Here is a 15,240-nt window from a genome sequence, read left to right on the forward strand (position 1 = left end):
CGCTTGGCCCGCTGGCAGGAGCCAATCCTGACCTGAAGGAAATCCTGTCCCGCTGAATGGTGGAGTTTCTCGACACCGTGCAGGTCAGTGGTTTGATTATGCAGAAGTGAGCTCGGGAAAGGCCACATGGCCGCCATCGAGGAGCTCGTCGCCAGCGGCGAGTTTTGTATTGACGTCCCCGAGATGTTCGGCGGTCATGTTCTCTTTCACCCTGCGGAACGCCGCTGAAACCGCCGCACGTTCCTCGTCTGTGAGGTTATCCCCAATCACCTGTCGCAGGTGATAGTCCACGCCCGCCGTTGCGCGGACGGTTCAAGAGTCGATGACGGCGACGGCGAGAGCGCGCGGTCGCTGAGTCAGGTGGTTTCCCTGGAACGAACGCCAATCGGCAGTGAAGTACTCCGTGGGTAGTAATTTCGTACCCGGTTCGGAGACGTACGCGCTGAATTCGTCCCGGTACTCCGGGTTCAGCCGGATGCGAAGACGCACGCCTGGAGCGTGACCGCTTGGCTTGTCGAGGTCATCTGCGCCGATGAGAGGAGCGAACTCGGACCGATCCTGGAGGGTCACCTCAATGAAGATCTCAGGCGGCAGAGGATTCTCCCTTCGCGCACGCGCCGCCAGGTACTCGGCCACGGTCTGGGCGTGGAACCAGTGCGGGTTCAGTTCTTCAGAGACCGTGCGGCCATTGATCCGGCCGGTCACCGCCATCCCGATTGCTTCGAGCAGAGTCGACTTGCCTGCCTGATTGTTCCCGACGAGGACGTTGAACGTCGGGTGGGGTCGGAAGTCGAGGCTTCTAAACTTCCGATAGCCGCGAATGCGAACTCTGGTAATCAAGTGGTTCCCCCGGTAATGCGTCGAGTGCATCGCGTAATTTCTCTGACGAGTCTGGCAGTTAGAGCCAACGAGGTCAGGCGGCATGCCTGCGCGCTCTGAGTTTGCCGAGCCTGAACCAGTAGCTCAGGCGCAAAGGCGCAATCGCTCACTCGCTGCTCGCTGCTCGCTGCTGGCTGCTGGCGAGGATCATTACTTTTCAGTGGAGATCTCAGGGATCGGCATTTCGGAAGAGGCCCCTTCATCTGTCTTGCGCCTCAACATCGATCCAATCGCCCCGGTAACGCTGGTTGCCGCCCCCTTGACCGCGGCGCTGGCATTCCCTGCAGCAACCGCTGCCGCGACTTATCAGGGCTACCGTCCCCATCGATGTCGACTGCGCGCATCTGTCTCTTGAACTGAGTGCTTCAGAACCGGCGGATACAAGGCACTGACACCTGCTCTGGAGCGACGCGGGCATAGATCTCAATGCGCCAAATAGTGCTCACAGAACGCCGCCACAGAGCGCCAAAAGTCACAGATGACTGGTTATGTGACAATTTCTGAGTCCGTTGAGATGACGATCACGTTGTCCCTTAATCGGACGTTTAAATGATAGGGGTCGAGCATGCTCGTCGGATACATGCGCGTGTCAAAAGCTGATGGTTCGCAGAGCACTGGTCTACAACGAGACGCACTCCTGGCCGCCGGCGTCGCGGCAGGGGATCTCTACGAGGACCAGGCATCCGGCAAGAAGGACGACCGGCCAAACCTGGCAGCCTGCCTGAAGGCGCTGCGTCATGGTGACACGCTCTTGGTTTGGAAGCTGGACCGGCTCGGCCGAGACCTGCGTCATCTGGTCAATACGGTGCATGACCTCACCGACCGTGGCATCGGCTTCAAGGTGCTCACCGGAGAGGGGTAGCGATCGACACCACGACGGCACCTGGGAAGCTCGTCTTCGGAATCTTTGCTGCTCTCTCCGAGTTCGAGCGGGCGCTCATTTCTGAGCGCACTGTCGCCGGGCTTGCCGCAGCTCGAGCACGGGGGAGGACGGGCGGGCGGCCGTTCAAGATGACGCCGGCCAAGGTCCGCCTGGCCATGGCCGCGATGGGTCAGAAGGAAACGAAGGTTGGCGACCTCTGCAAGGAGTTCGGGATCACCCGGCAGGCGCTGTACCGCCATGTCTCACCGGCGGGGGAACTGCGGTCGGACGGTGCGAAGCTCCTATCGAAGACGTAGCGGCCCCACCTGGTCACTGTCAGAAGGGAACCTGATGCGGGACTCTGGAAAAGTCGTCTCCAGTTCGAGGTCACTGGTCCGCGGCCACGTTAATGATCACGACGAGGAGAAGCAATGCCCCCCCCAAAAAACTCCTCGCGTATCTCCATCTCGGTCAGAGCCCACGTGCACTCCGGTCATGAAGGTGTCATTTCCTCCACATGGGATGGCAGACCTCGGCAAGCGCGACGACGCTAGCGGGCATGCGTTGCGTGCGAGTGGTGCTGCCAGCTAGCGAGGACCGGGAGCATGCCCGCGGTCGTCGAGCCGGGTTCGGCGGTGTAGACGATGAGGTGCTGGTCGGGGTCGCGGGGCGGGGAGACGATCTCGATGTCGAAGCGTAGGTCGCCGACGAGGGGGTGGCGGATGAGTTTGGCGACGGACGCGTAGTCGCGCACACCGTGGTCGTCCCACCAGCGAGCGACGTCGGCATCCGCACCGCGAAGCTCATCGATCAGGGCGGTTAGGCGCCGATCGTGCGGGTGGCGGGCCGCGTCACGGCGCAGCGATGCCACGAGTGTCGAGGCGAACTGGGACCAGTTGAGGATGCGCTCGCGCGCGAGCGGGTCGAGGAACAGGAACCGCGGAAAGGACGAGCCTGGGGGTAGCTCGCGCAGCACCGCGCCGAAAAGTGCGTTGCTCGCCAGCACTTCAACGCGGTGCCCCAGAAGCAGCACGGGCAGGTGGTCGAGTGCGGTCATGAGCCGCAGCATCCCGGGGTCGGCCCGCTGACCAGGGGCGCTGCCTCGGCCTCTGGAGGTCGGGTCAGCCACGTCGGGGTCTGCGAGGTCGAGTAGGTGGGCGCGTTCGGTCTCGTCGAGGCGAAGCGCCCGCGCGAGCGCGTCGAGCACGGAGCGCGAGATGTTGGACTGCCGCCCCTGCTCGAGCCGGCTGTAGTAGTCGGGGCTCACCCCGGCGAGGACCGCCAGCTCCTCCTTGCGCAGGCCGGGCACCCGCCGGGCTCCGGGAAAGGCTTCGATGCCGGCCTGGGCCGGGGTCAGGCGGTCGCGGCGGGAGCGGAGAAACTCCCCAAGGGCGACGCGATCGGTGGGCATACGTCCACTCTATGAGCGTGGCGGGGCGCCCGACTGGTCCTGTCATGCCCGGGTTGGGTGCGGTCTGGCTGTGTCGGCTCGCCGCGTCTAGAACTGTGGATATGACTTCCACACCAACACAGCAGATCCGCGCCCGGCTTACAGGACGCACCGCCCTCGTGACCGGTGCCACGAGCGGCATCGGCGAGGCGATCGCGAACGCCCTGGCCGCGGAGGGCGCGCACGTCGTCGTCGGTGGCCGCGACCGGCCCCGCGGTGACGCGATCGTCGCCGCTATCCGGTCCTCCGGCGGCCGGGCCGACTTCATCGCCGTCGATCTCGGCGGCTCCTCCGACGACATCCGCGGGTTCGCGACCGACGTCACGCGGGCACTTGGAGGCCGCATCGACATCCTGATCAACAACGCCGGGATCTACCCGGCCACCGCCACGGCCGACCTCGACGACACCGACCTGGAGGCCATGCTCGCGGTGAACGTCCGCGCCCCACACGTGCTCGTCGGTCAGATTGCCCCTGCGATGGCCGGACGCGGCAGCGGATGCATCGTGAACGTCGGGTCCTGGATGGCCAGGGTTGGCAATCCGTTCGCCGCCATGTACTCCGCCACGAAGGCGGCCGAGGAACAGTTGACGAGGTCGTGGGCGGCTGAGTTTGGACCGAGGGGCGTGCGCGTGAACACCGTCGCGCCCGGGGTGACGCTTACCCCCGGCAACGAGGCGGCCCGCCCGGTCCTCGACTCGATGACCGCCAGCACTCCGGCCGGCGTGGTGATCCGCCCCTCCGACATCGCCAGCGGGGTGCTGTTCCTCGTCTCCGATGACGCCACGATGATCCACGGCGTCATCCTCGATGTCGACGGTGGGATCTCCGCCACCCGCCCGGCGTGAGGATAGGAAGAATGACACTCATTGCGACGCCATTCGGCGCGACCAGTACGGCCGCCGAGGTCGTGGCCGGCATCGACCTGACCGGACGGTCTGCGATCGTGACCGGTGCGGCATCCGGGATCGGCATCGAGACCGCCCGCGCGCTGGCGGCGACGGGGGCGAGCGTCACCCTCGCGGTGCGCGACATCGATGCCGGCCGCGCGGTCGCGAAGGACATCGCCTCGACCACCGGCAACTCGGCCGTGTCAGTCGCCCGGCTCGACCTTGCCGACGTCAACTCGGTCGACGCCTTCGTCGCGGACTGGAGCGGGCCGCTGCACATCCTGGTCAACAACGCCGGGGTGATGAACTCCCCGCGGACGTTCACTCCGCAGGGCTGGGAGCTGCAATTCGCGACGAATCACCTCGGCCACTTCGCGCTGGCCGCCGGACTGCACGGCGCACTCGCCGCCGACGGCGCAGCCCGGATCGTCGTGGTGAGCTCGAGCGGTCACGGAAGCTCGCCCGTGGTCTTCGACGACCTCTTCTTTGCGCGTCAGCCCTACGATGCCGGCCGCGCCTACGGGCAGTCGAAAACAGCCAACGTGCTGTTCGCAGTCGAGGCCACCCGGCGCTGGGCCGCGGACGGCATCACCACAAACGCGCTGATGCCGGGCGGTATCTGGACCAACCTGCAGCGGCACTGGGACCCAGCGGCACTCGCCGCCACGAAGGCATACGTCGCCGCGGCCGGTCTGGCGGTCAAGTCTTCCGAGCAGGGCGCCGCGACCTCGGTGCTGCTCGCCACGTGGCCGGCCCTCGCGGGGGTCGGCGGCCGCTACTTCGAGGACTGCCATGAGGCCGAGGTCGTCGGAGCAATTGTTGATGGCGTGCACGGGGTGCGTGACTACGCCCTGGACCCGGCCGCGGCCGAACGCTTGTGGGAGGTCTCGGTCGAACTGCTGCGCGTAGCACGCGCCGGGTGATGGCCGGCATCCCGCGGGCGTGCGCTCCACTCGGCCGCTTGAAAGTCGCCTGTCGGGCAACCTCTGCGTGGGCGCGACTTTGGGTGTCACAAACCGTCGAAACGGGGACGGCGACTTCCCGACGGTGACTGATCTGCTCAGCGGCATATCCCCGCGGGTGATGAGTCACACCACCCCAGCCGACCAACGCCTAGACCTCGCTGATCTCCGGCTGGCCTGGCGGCCTCTGGTCACCAAGAGGGCCCCAAACCGGGTCCCTGGTCGCTCACCCGAACCGCCCATTGACCCGTGGTGACCCGGTCCCGTAAAGCTAACCCGTCCAGCTTTTGAGCTCTTGGCCGGCGAGCCCGTGCCCAGGTCTGCTCCTGCGCGAGCGACGGCACGTAGCGGCAAGTGACCTGGTTTCTGGCCACTTCCCGGCTGATCGTTGACGGCGCCCGGCCCAGAGCTGCTGCGATGCGGCGCACCCCGTGACCCCGCGCGAGCTGGAACTCGATCTCTTGTCGCTCTCGCAACGACAAGAGTCCGACACGGGCAACACTGAAATCCTGAACCGGTGATGGCAGCACCTTCTGATGCCCGCTAAACCACCGACACCCAGTCGGACGCGACACCCCCGCGCCCTGCGCCGCGACGGCACCGATAGCGCCGCGTTCGCACCCTCCCAAAACGACAAACAAATACTCAAAGGTGGCAACGGTCGAGCCATCAACAACACCCCACAGAACTCAGGGTGTTGCTCTCACCACCTGAACTCGCCGCCGATATAGGGCCAGTTTTCACCCTCCGGTGACAGACGACTTTCTGAGACGTTCAGACGCTCAGCGAGCTGGGGGGAAGCGACAAGCAAGATCCAGGCTTGGCTGGTGTCTTGGGAAGCTGTAGTGAATCGAGACACTGCCTCGAGCGCATGACGCCCTATCATCGGGCCTAAAGTCGGGCGGGGCAAACGCGGCACCCAGGTATGAATCGCAGCGATAAGTGCGGGATTTTTTACACCGCTAAATGTCGCGCTCTCGCCGACCGCAAGAGAATCGCTCTATAGCTCCCGGTCGGCAAGCCGAGAGGGAGACTGCAGGGCGATCTGGTGGGGCTGCTGCACCAAAAATGTTATGTTCTAAGGCTGCGAAGCGTTGCCCTTCTCAGGAAAAAAACGAGGAACGAAACAACTGCCAGCGCGCCGATGACGACCGCCCAAATTGGGAGAGCGATGTTCTCTGTTGAAGAGTCAGCGAGAACGCAAAGGTTGAAGATATATACGGCGAGGGAGATGGCCACGATTAGGCTCACTCCTGCCACCGTTAGGTAGGCGGCTTTTCGAGTCAGCACTGCGTCAGCTTAGTTGGGGTTGCACAGGTTGAGCACGAAATCTGCGCACCTCACGTTCGCCCGCGGCGTTTCCAGATTCCAGGGGTTCTTGACCGCGCCGATGTTACTTGCGTGACAGATGAGCTGCTTCCGCATCGTCTCCGCCTCGTACTTCGCAGGCACGAGACTCTTGTAGGACTCCCAGATAGCGCTGCCGTATGCATGGCTGAAGTTGTAGGTTCCGACGGTGCGGCGTCCGACATCCCGATCTCGGGCGCCTAAAGTTCTTGTGTGGGATTCCGTGCTTTTGAGCGATATGTCGAGCTCGTGCCTCTTCCGGACGGCGCGCGGCCCAGCGTTCAGCCAGAAGAGCAGAGCAGTGATTATGAGTCCGGCCTGGTGCTGATCGGCTTTGAGCGATGGCGACTTCGTACCGCCCGTATAACCCCAACGAAACCAGGTGCGTTCGTCGCGGTTTGGCAGCGCAGTGGGGACGGATCGACAAAACCCTTCGGAGCTGATGACTCAACGTCGGGACTCTTTGTATTCGTGAATGAATCTGAGCGACTCGGAGTCTTCCGGTTCACCACGACCCACTTGATCTCGCTCGGGATCACCCAGTCCGAGCTATATCCGGGCAAACGAGGCTTTCGTGTCTATCCTGCTTGGTGTTCCGGCCTGAACCGCCAGGCACAGCGCGCACAGCACGCGCAGTCCTCGTCCTTTTCCGAGCTGCCCTGAACTGGGGAGTTGAACAACTGTCCCGGTCAACCGCCCGATAGCCGGACGGTGACCGGGACAGCCCCTCGGCGAAGAGCGTCGAAGGCGATCTGCATGGTTCCGCGAGTGCCTGATTTCCGTGACGCCCGCCCGAGACAATGCCCTGTGAAGAGTGTGTAAACGGCACACTCCAGCATGACCGGAATACTTATCGGCTACGCGCGCGTATTCACGAACGACCAAGGCCTCGCCGCCCTCGACCTCTAGCTCCAAAGGACGTTCACTGATCAAAGCTTCACTGGAGCGAATCGGGCTCGGCCAGGTCTTGTTGAAGAGTTAGCCGCATGCCCGGCCGGCGACACCCTCGTCGTGACCAAGCTCGACCAGCTGGCGCTCGCTTCGCTAGACCAAAGACATCGTCGACGACCTCACCCTTCGTGACGTGAAGCTCAGCATCGGCGGCCCCACCGACCCGGTCGGTAAACTCCTCTCCAATGTGCTCGTGAAGGTCGCTGAATTTGAGGCCGACATGATCCATGCACGCACCCGCGAAGGGATGCAAGTCGCCAAAGCTGCTGGTCGGCTGCGCGGCAAGCAGCCCGAACTGTCCCCGCCGCAGGAGAAGCATCCGGTCGAGGTCCACCAACGGGGCGAACACACCACCGCGCCGATCGCGGAATTCTTCAGCGTCGCCAGATTCACGGTCTACCGGGCAATCCAACGAGCCGGGGAAACCGCCACCAAAGCGTTCGTTGTACAGAGGAGTAGGAGCAAACGGGCGTTTTCTAAAGAAAAGTACGAAAAAGCCAGTGTTCACATTTGCCCGCACAACCCCGGAAACATAATGGCCGCTGTGCAGATGACTTTGGAAAATGACACAAGTGGATGTGTCTCGTGGACTGTCGTGTTCGCGCCATCGATCCTGAGGAGTCGGAAACTCTCGCTTGTCACTTTCGTTATTATAGCGCTAGAATAGTTCCATGACCCTGACTGCCACTGAACTAACCGTCTTGGGACTTATCGCCGAGCAGCCGCGTCACGGCTACAACTTGGAACAGATCATCGAGCAGCGTGGTATTCGACGATGGGCTGACATCGGGTTCTCTTCGATCTACTACGTCCTGGCCAAGCTCGAAAAGCGCGGCCTGATCTCGGCTGACAGCGCGCGCGCAAGTATGCGATCGCGGCGAGTGTTTCATGCAACCGAGGAAGGCTGTGACCTCGCGGCAAGCGCAACGCTCGATTTCATTGTCACAGCTCAGTCGGTGCCGCATCCATTCCTCGTTGGCCTGGCCAACAAGACACTGGTGACGAAGCAGGCCTATAACCAAGCGATACTCAACCGGTTGGCCCAGATCGAAGGAAAGATCGTGGCCGTTACGGAGGCCGAACACAGCCAAGCGCCTCTTCCTGAACACGCTCGCGAAGTCTTCTCCTACTCCCTCGCACTCCTGAAAGCAGAAAGGACGTGGCTCGCAGAGCGAGCCCCTGTATCCGATGACTGACCAAACCGCTTCCGACCATCGCAACAAGGCAGTAATCGTCGAGAATGTTCCAACCGTTGGCGGCGAACACTGCGAAACAACCGCACTCGGCGTGCTACTGAACTGCGCCGGAGTAAGACTGTCCGAGCCCATGCTGTTCGGGTTGGGAAGCGGCCTCTCCTTCATCTACTGGGACTCCAAGCAGCAGGACCTTCCCTTTCTTGGCGGCCGGGTCAAGCCATTCGCTCTTACCCAGAACCTGACCATACGACTGGGTCTCGAACTCCGAGAACAACAGACCAGCTCGGCGCGGAAGGCGTGGGATCATGTTCGTGCCTCGCTGGACGAGGGAGTCCCTGTCGGCCTGCAGCTGGACAGTTACGATCTGGACTACTTCAGGTCCCGAGTGCACTTCGCCGGCCATTTCGTCGCCATCTACGGCTACGACGATGAAACTGCCTACTTGGTGGACACCGCGCAGCAGGGCGGCCGCGTATCAACCACCAGGGACAGCTTGGCCAAGGCGCGCGCTGCTGGCGGCCCCATGTCAGCCCGCCACCGGTCATTCACCGTCGAAACGCCGGTTTCACGCCTCGAAGCAAAACCGCCTATTTCCACCATCATCTCCGCGATTAAAGCGTGCGCAGAGGAATTCTTGACCCCTCCAATCGCTAACCTCGGCAACCGCGGCATCCGCACGGCTTCTACACGAATACACTCGTTTTTCGATCGAGTCTCAGATCCCATGCGTGATCTGCCTGCTATCGCCAACATCATGGAGCGTGCAGGCACCGGAGGTGCCCTCTTCCGCAACCTTTACCGAGATTTCCTGATCGAGTGTCAAGAAATACTCGCGGGACGACCAGAAGCGGAACGGATCACATCGGCCATCAAGGCGTTCAGTCAATCCGCACAAGGATGGACAAGTGTTGCGCAACTCATTGAGCAGGCGGGTACAACCGGCAATCGGCAACACCTGAGCAACGCAAGCAAACATCTGGCGGAGATCGCAGAGATTGAAACCAGCGCGATGGAGACGCTTCGGTTCTTGTAACAGCCGACACCCATGCCGATAGTTACCACCTCGTATCTACATCCCGCCATGGCAGGCTGCCAATCGCCTGCCACTGCGAAATGAAAGCCACAGCCATGAGCGCCCCGCGGTCGGCGCGAGCAGAAATACCCACGACCACTCCGACCTTGATGCAAGTCTCCGCTGAGGACTTTGAATCCATCAAAGCTGGACTGTTGTCCAAGAGTTCGGGAGAGGGCGTACACGAGACGAGAACGGGATCTCCACAACGGTGGAGGTGGATGGGTTTCAGTTTTGCCGAGCGAGCCTGGCCCGCAGCCCCGGTTCCAAATCATCGCCGCCCTTCCATACGCCATCACGGGCGTGCTCAACACGAAGGATCAGGTACTCCTGGCTGCTGGCGGCCACCTGGCCCTCGAAGCGACAGCCACAGAAGTCGCCGATGGATCAGCCAATTATCGACGCGACTCGCACACGCGGGTAGCCGAGCAGCTTCGTCACGGTGCTCCTAGGATGTTGCATAACTAACGGTGAGCACTTCAATTCAACCAGGAGGTTATTCAACATAGTTATGAGACTCAGCGCGCCGCGAGACTCCGCGGTTCATGCAAAACTCGGTTTCAAGGTCGCAAAGAGGCTCTCGGCCAGGGCATTCTCCCAGCAAATTCCGGTGTATTCCATCGACCGGGTGATGCCATTAGTGGCGGCAAAGAGGGTGATCTACTCCGACGGGTATTGGGCGGATTCATCCGGTGGTCGGAGTGCAAGGTCGTGCCGTCGATAGTGCACTCGCCGATCGCCCTCGTCGGTGCGGTGTCCAGTGAGGTCAGTGAGCCAGAGCTGGTTCGGGCGTGTTGGGGTGAACTTCCGTTTAACGTGGTCGACGTGGTCGTCGTGGTCGTCGTGGACGGGTGGGCCAGCCTTGCGCGTGAGGCAGCGTTTCTTCGCGAACACGGACCAGATCCGTTGTTGCGAGCACAGCTACCAGACCCGGTTCTCACCCGTTGTGAGCCGGCTTCGGACCGGTACCCTTCTGGCGGTTCTAGTTTGTGGGCAGGCTCGAATCATTGTTACCGTTGTTTACAAACATGCGAGGTCCGTGGGATAATCTGTTCACAGGCAGATGACGATCAGCACTAACGTACTCTTGGCCGGTTTCTTGCCCCGCCACACTCGCCTATCGCTGAGGAGCCCCGTCATGACCGGACACCGCACATTTCTTGGCCGTGCTCACATCCCAATGACGCGCCCCGTTGTTCTCCTGCCGTGACCCTCGTTTCGGTGGTCAACCAAGCGCTTCCACTGGGTAGCGGCGAGGCCGTGATCGCCGTTGACGTGGGTGGCACCGACATCAAAGCCGCTCTCTTCGACGAATCGGGCCGCATGCTCGGCCTCAGCCGTACTCCGACTCCGCGCAACGGCGAACTCACGGCCCTGTCGGTGATTTACCGGGTGGAGGAACTCAGACTCCAATTCGCCGTGACCTTTCCGGCGGTTCTTCCCCGTGCGGTGGGGTTGCTTGTACCTGGCGTGGTCGACGACGACGCCGGTATCGGCGTTCTGTCCACAAACCTGCAGTGGGCAAACGTCCCCTTCAAGCAACTCACCGAAGAACTCATCCACCTGCCCACCACGTTCTCGCACGATGTTCGGGCCGCCGGCGAGGCGGAGTTCAGGCTTGGCGCCGCTCGCCCATTCCGCAACGTGGTCGTGCTGGTCATCGGCACCGGCATCGCCGGTTCACTGTTCATCGACGGTCACGCACACACCGGCGGCGGCTACGCCGGCGAGATCGGTCATGCCATCATCGATCCCGCCGGTCCACTGTGCGGATGCGGCTCCCGGGGCTGCTTGGAGACTATTGCCTCGGCCGGCGCCATCGTGCGTCGCTATGAACAGCGCACGGGAGCGCGCTTGCGCGGAGCGCGGGAAGTGCTGGCCCTCGCCGAAGCCGGCGACGTGGCAGCGACAGCTGTGTGGAGCGAGGCACTCGATGCGCTTGCCCTCAGCATCACCCAGCTTGCCGCCATTCTCGCCCCGGAAGCCGTGGTGATCGGCGGTGGGCTCGCGCAGGCTGGAGAGAAGTTGTTCGTGCCCCTGCGTGAGCGGGTGAGTACGCTGCTGAGCTTTCACCGCCAGCCCCTGATCGTGCCCGCCTCGATCGGCGAGAACGCCGGCCTGCTTGGTGGCGCCCTTCGCGCCCGCGATCTAGTGAGCTAGACCGAAGCGGCGCGACGGCACGCCAGCAGCTCGAGCAAAGCCCGCCCCGCCAGCCTGGACGCGCCGTAGGTCGCGATGTCCGCGTACCAGAGGTCGTCAGATGGCCAGCCCATGTCGACGACGAGCACATCACGGCGTCCAATCCGCAGCGCATCAACCAGGTCGCGAATGAACGGATATCGGTGGTTGTCTTTTCCGATTACCACAACCGGCGATGCCGCGGGGAGCGCGAGCTCTGAACCGTCGTCTGCGGCCCGCCCGACAACGAGCCTGGCCCGCCAAAGCGCTGCAAGGTCTGAGTCCGGGTTGGCGTGGACCTCGGCGAAGGGGCCCCAGGGTGCACCGCCCACGGCGATATTCGTCACGGTGTCCAGTCGCACTACCGAGAAGGGCTCCGGCGCCGACGCGAGCCACTGCTTCGCGTAGTCGTTCAGGGCGAAGGAGGCCGAAATGCGCCCGGTATCGAAGCTCGGCTCTGACATTGCCAGCGCGGCAGCCGGGACTGGTGTGTTCTGCGACTCGTCGATGGTTCCTGCGGCCAGGCGGTGAACCCGGCCGGCGGCGTCGGCGAGCCGGCCGTGGCCGATTGTTCCGGCTCTGATGGCGACGATCACGGCGGCCTCGATCTGGTCGAGCTGCTCTGCAGTGTTCTCGGTGCCGATACAGAGAAGGTCGCACCCGGCGGCGAGGGCAGATGCTGCGGCCCCCGGTATGCCGAGGATGCCACTGGCTCCCTTCATGTCCAGGGCATCGCTGACGATGACCCCCTCGAAACCCAGCTCGGTGCGCAGCAACCCGCCGAGCACCGCGGCCGAGAGCGTCGCCGGGTTCTCGGGGTCGATCCGGGGGAGCAGGATGTGCGAGGTCATAATGGTTTTCGCTCCCGCGGCGATCGCGGCCCGGAAGGGCACCAGCTCCCGCTCGCGCAGGGTCGCCAGGGGCACATCGACGACGGGCATGGCGAGGTGGGAGTCACGGGCGGTGTCGCCGTGGCCCGGGAAGTGCTTGGGGCACGCGGCGACGCCGGTGGATTGCACACCGCGCACCCAGGCGGCGGAATGCAGGCCCACCCCGGCCGGATCGGTACCGAAGCTGCGCACGCCGATCACTGGGTTGTCGGGGTTGGAGTTGATGTCGGTGTCCGGCGCGAAGGTGAGCGTGCAGCCGACCTTGCGCAGCTCCCAGCCGACCAGCCGGCCGACCTCCTCGGTGTAGTTGACATCGTCAATGCGGCCGAGGATAGCGTTGCCGGGATACGGCGAGCCTGAGGAGAAGTAGAGTCGGGTGACGTCGCCACCCTCCTCGTCTATCGCGATGACCGCGAGTGGGTTCGCGGCGCGAATCGCGTCGGTCAGGGCCCTCACCTGCGTGATCGAGACAATGTTCTGCCCGAACAGGCACACGGCACCGAGCCCGTCCTGCAGGCGCAGCTCCAGCCAATCCGGCAGCACGGTGCCGACGAAGCCCGGCATCAGGGTGGCCCTGATGTTTCGGCGCAGCAGGGAGTTGGTGGCCTCGGTCTCGTTTGCACTCATCCCTTAACCGCCCCGCTGACCAGCCCGCTGGTCATCCTGCCTTGCACGAAAAGGAAAAAAATGATCACCGGGATGGCCACGAGGGTCGAGGCCGCCATCACTTGGCCCCAGTCGGTGGCCCGGCTGGCGCTGGCCTGGATGAAGCCGCGCAGCCAGAGCGGAAGAGTCTGGCTGGAGTTGTCTTGCAACAGCACCAGGGCCACTGTGAACTCGTTCCAAGCCTGCAGGAAAGCGTAGACGCCGGATGCGACGAGCCCGGGCGCCAGTAGCGGGAAGGTGATGCGCATGAAAGCTTGGGTGCGGCTCAATCCGTCGATCATGGCCGCTTCCTCGAGGTCGGCCGGCACACCGGCGACGAAACCGCGCAGCATCCAGATGGTGAAGGGAACGACGGCGGCGATGTAGATGATGCTTACACCCACGATCGAGTTGAGCATGTTCAGGCTGCCCATCAGCTTGTACTGGGCGATGAAGAGTCCCTCTGCGGGCAGCATCTGGATGAGCAGCACGGCCAGGACGAACGCCTTGCGGCCGCGGAACCTGAACCGACTGATGGCCAGCGCCCCGAGGAATGCGAACAATAGGCAGAACACCACGGTGATGATGGCGATGGCCGTGCTCATGCCCAGGGCAGGCAGGAACGTGCCGCCCGAAAAGACTGCGACGAAGTTGTCGAAGGAGCCGCCGAACGGCAGCCAGGTGGGGGTGGTGCTTTGCAGCACCACGTTGGGCAGTAGCGAGGAGTTGAGCATCCAGTAGACCGGGAAGACCCAGATCAGCGAGATCACGATGCCGACGACGCCGAGCACGATCCGGCCGGGTCGGAAGCTGCGGTTTCCGCTACCGGCGCCCTGTTGCCGTATCGGAGGAGCGGTGCGCTGAGGCCGGGTTCTGCTCGGTACGGCGGCCGTTCCGGTGGATTGGACCGTCGAGGTCATGAGTCGTCCTCCTTGAGCATGCTGCGCACGTAGAACCAGCTGAGCGCGACGGTTAGTACGAGTACGAAGATCGAGACGGCGCTGGCCATCGCGAAGTCGCTGGAGCCGACGCCGAGTTGGTAGATATAGGTACCGAGCAGGTTGGTCTCCGAGGCGATCGATCCGGCATCCTGCAGCAGCCGGATCTGGGTGAATACCCGCAGGTCCCAGATCACTTGTAGCAGCAGGATGATGGCCAGCACGGGCCGGATGATCGGAACGATGATGAATCGGAGCCGCTGGGAGAGTCTGGCTCCGTCGAGTTGGGCGGCTTCGAGCACCTCTGTGGATACCTGGGTGAGGCCGGCGTAGATGGAGAAGGCCACGAACGGCACGCTCATCCAGACCACGATGACCATCGCAATGAGGAAGAAGGACATTGGGTTGGCCAGCCAGTTGTGGTTTTGGAAGTCCAGGCCCATTCCGCTCAAGACCGAGTTCAGCACGCCGCGGCGCCAGTCGATGAGCCAGTTCCAGACCGTCATCGCCGCGACGACCGGCATCGCCCAGGCCAGCAGCAGGGAGATCTGCAGGGTGATGCGCACCGCGTTGTGCACGGCGTTCATGAGGAGTGCCATCAGTGTGCCGATGGCCATGGTGACTCCGGCGGTGATTAGGCAGAAGGCCAGCGATCGGGCGACAACGGCCCACATGTACGGGTCGGTGAACAAAGTCACGTAGTTGTCGAACCAGACGAACTCCGGTGGCTGGCCGAACTGCTGGGCTAGGCCGAACTTCTGCATCGAGGTGGTGAACTGCCAGACCAGCGGATAGCCGAGCGCCAGGATCAGGATGGCGCAGGCTGGGATGACCAGCACGTACGGCGTTAATCTGCCCTTCTTGTGGGGCCTGCCGGGGCGCGGCGGATCGGCCTGGGCCAATACGAGGTTCTTTGTGGTCACGCCGAGCCTCCTTTCGTTGTTCTGGTGTCTTGTGCAGGCGGTCGGGGAGCCGACAGG

At 63.2% G+C, this 15,240-nt stretch carries 13 protein-coding genes and 4 pseudogenes; 8 read left to right on the top strand and 9 right to left on the bottom strand.

The genetic code is table 11. The features are described from left to right. Positions 1–96: 96 nt before the first annotated feature. Entirely contained in the window at positions 97–270 is a 174-nt protein-coding gene (locus tag E3O65_RS16630) for a hypothetical protein (protein WP_166785664.1), read from the bottom strand. A gap of 42 nt (positions 271–312) precedes the next feature. Next, entirely contained in the window at positions 313–840 is a 528-nt protein-coding gene (locus E3O65_RS05585) for an AAA family ATPase (RefSeq protein WP_166785665.1), read from the bottom strand. A gap of 604 nt (positions 841–1,444) precedes the next feature. Between E3O65_RS05585 and E3O65_RS05590 the strand changes: the two are divergent. After that, positions 1,445–2,058 (top strand): annotated as a pseudogene (locus E3O65_RS05590) (recombinase family protein). Positions 2,059–2,291: 233 nt separating this feature from the next. Here E3O65_RS05590 and E3O65_RS05595 read toward each other — a convergent pair. Continuing rightward, positions 2,292–3,152: a helix-turn-helix transcriptional regulator gene (locus tag E3O65_RS05595; RefSeq protein WP_134362763.1), complete on the bottom strand. Its 861-nt coding sequence runs from the start codon at positions 3,150–3,152 to the stop codon at positions 2,292–2,294. Positions 3,153–3,253: 101 nt separating this feature from the next. Between E3O65_RS05595 and E3O65_RS05600 the strand changes: the two genes are divergently transcribed. Continuing rightward, the gene (locus E3O65_RS05600) at positions 3,254–4,039 is read left to right on the top strand and encodes an SDR family NAD(P)-dependent oxidoreductase (protein ID WP_134362764.1); all 786 of its coding nucleotides are present in this window, start codon (positions 3,254–3,256) and stop codon (positions 4,037–4,039) included. A gap of 11 nt (positions 4,040–4,050) precedes the next feature. After that, positions 4,051–5,004 carry an SDR family NAD(P)-dependent oxidoreductase gene (locus E3O65_RS05605; RefSeq protein WP_134362765.1) on the top strand — a complete coding sequence of 318 codons (954 nt, stop codon included), beginning with the start codon at positions 4,051–4,053 and terminating at the stop codon, positions 5,002–5,004. A gap of 287 nt (positions 5,005–5,291) precedes the next feature. Here the strand turns inward: E3O65_RS05605 and E3O65_RS17560 are convergent. Together E3O65_RS17560 and E3O65_RS17565 are read right to left on the bottom strand one after the other, a co-directional pair. Then, a pseudogene (locus E3O65_RS17560) lies at positions 5,292–5,713 on the bottom strand (helix-turn-helix domain-containing protein); the annotation flags it as partial. Positions 5,714–6,342: 629 nt separating this feature from the next. Then, the gene (locus E3O65_RS17565) at positions 6,343–6,699 is read right to left on the bottom strand and encodes a DUF2599 domain-containing protein (RefSeq protein ID WP_134362789.1); all 357 of its coding nucleotides are present in this window, start codon (positions 6,697–6,699) and stop codon (positions 6,343–6,345) included. Here E3O65_RS17565 and E3O65_RS05620 point away from each other — a divergent pair. The 4 genes and pseudogenes from E3O65_RS05620 to E3O65_RS05635 all read left to right on the top strand — a co-directional run bounded on the left by E3O65_RS05620 (position 6,640) and on the right by E3O65_RS05635 (position 9,570). Continuing rightward, the gene (locus tag E3O65_RS05620) at positions 6,640–7,053 is read left to right on the top strand and encodes a MepB family protein (RefSeq protein ID WP_277870443.1); all 414 of its coding nucleotides are present in this window, start codon (positions 6,640–6,642) and stop codon (positions 7,051–7,053) included. The two genes, E3O65_RS17565 and E3O65_RS05620, sit on opposite strands and share 60 nt — an antisense overlap. A gap of 174 nt (positions 7,054–7,227) precedes the next feature. Then, positions 7,228–7,759 (top strand): annotated as a pseudogene (locus E3O65_RS17395) (recombinase family protein); the annotation flags it as partial. 253 nt (positions 7,760–8,012) lie between these two features. Further along, positions 8,013–8,537, top strand: a complete 525-nt coding sequence (locus tag E3O65_RS05630) for a PadR family transcriptional regulator (protein WP_134362767.1) — start codon at positions 8,013–8,015, stop codon at positions 8,535–8,537. After that, complete coding sequence (locus tag E3O65_RS05635; protein ID WP_134362768.1) at positions 8,530–9,570, top strand: BtrH N-terminal domain-containing protein; 1,041 nt, start codon at positions 8,530–8,532, stop codon at positions 9,568–9,570. The genes E3O65_RS05630 and E3O65_RS05635 overlap by 8 nt, the downstream gene beginning before the upstream one ends. A gap of 777 nt (positions 9,571–10,347) precedes the next feature. On the opposite strand, the pseudogene E3O65_RS17570 reads toward E3O65_RS05635, so the two are convergent. Then, a pseudogene (locus E3O65_RS17570) lies at positions 10,348–10,560 on the bottom strand (IS3 family transposase); the annotation flags it as partial. A gap of 255 nt (positions 10,561–10,815) precedes the next feature. Here E3O65_RS17570 and E3O65_RS05640 point away from each other — a divergent pair. Then, positions 10,816–11,769, top strand: a complete 954-nt coding sequence (locus tag E3O65_RS05640; protein ID WP_241985785.1) for an ROK family protein — start codon at positions 10,816–10,818, stop codon at positions 11,767–11,769. On the opposite strand, the gene E3O65_RS05645 is transcribed toward E3O65_RS05640, so the two are convergent. The 3 genes from E3O65_RS05645 to E3O65_RS05655 are packed head-to-tail and all read right to left on the bottom strand — an operon-like array spanning position 11,766 to position 15,183. Continuing rightward, on the bottom strand, positions 11,766–13,304 hold the full coding sequence (locus E3O65_RS05645) for a glycoside hydrolase family 3 protein (RefSeq protein WP_134362769.1): 1,539 nt from the start codon (positions 13,302–13,304) through the stop codon (positions 11,766–11,768). The two genes, E3O65_RS05640 and E3O65_RS05645, sit on opposite strands and share 4 nt — an antisense overlap. After that, a complete protein-coding gene (locus E3O65_RS05650; RefSeq protein ID WP_134362770.1) occupies positions 13,301–14,242 on the bottom strand; it encodes a carbohydrate ABC transporter permease in 942 nt (313 codons plus the stop codon). The genes E3O65_RS05645 and E3O65_RS05650 overlap by 4 nt, the downstream gene beginning before the upstream one ends. Beyond that, positions 14,239–15,183, bottom strand: a complete 945-nt coding sequence (locus tag E3O65_RS05655) for a carbohydrate ABC transporter permease (protein ID WP_134362771.1) — start codon at positions 15,181–15,183, stop codon at positions 14,239–14,241. The genes E3O65_RS05650 and E3O65_RS05655 overlap by 4 nt, the downstream gene beginning before the upstream one ends. Between the last annotated feature and the right edge of the window lie 57 nt (positions 15,184–15,240).

Source organism: Cryobacterium breve (assembly GCF_004402375.1).
GTDB lineage: Bacteria > Actinomycetota > Actinomycetes > Actinomycetales > Microbacteriaceae > Cryobacterium > Cryobacterium breve.

Bases quoted from the DNA above. Each gene is read 5' to 3' on its own strand.
- E3O65_RS05650 (WP_134362770.1), bottom strand. From the start codon at position 14,242: ATGACCTCGACGGTCCAATCCACCGGAACGGCCGCCGTACCGAGCAGA.
- E3O65_RS05595 (WP_134362763.1), bottom strand. From the start codon at position 3,152: ATGCCCACCGATCGCGTCGCCCTTGGGGAGTTTCTCCGCTCCCGCCGC.
- E3O65_RS05645 (WP_134362769.1), bottom strand. From the start codon at position 13,304: ATGAGTGCAAACGAGACCGAGGCCACCAACTCCCTGCTGCGCCGAAAC.
- E3O65_RS05605 (WP_134362765.1), top strand. From the start codon at position 4,051: ATGACACTCATTGCGACGCCATTCGGCGCGACCAGTACGGCCGCCGAG.
- E3O65_RS05630 (WP_134362767.1), top strand. From the start codon at position 8,013: ATGACCCTGACTGCCACTGAACTAACCGTCTTGGGACTTATCGCCGAG.
- E3O65_RS05600 (WP_134362764.1), top strand. From the start codon at position 3,254: ATGACTTCCACACCAACACAGCAGATCCGCGCCCGGCTTACAGGACGC.
- E3O65_RS05635 (WP_134362768.1), top strand. From the start codon at position 8,530: ATGACTGACCAAACCGCTTCCGACCATCGCAACAAGGCAGTAATCGTC.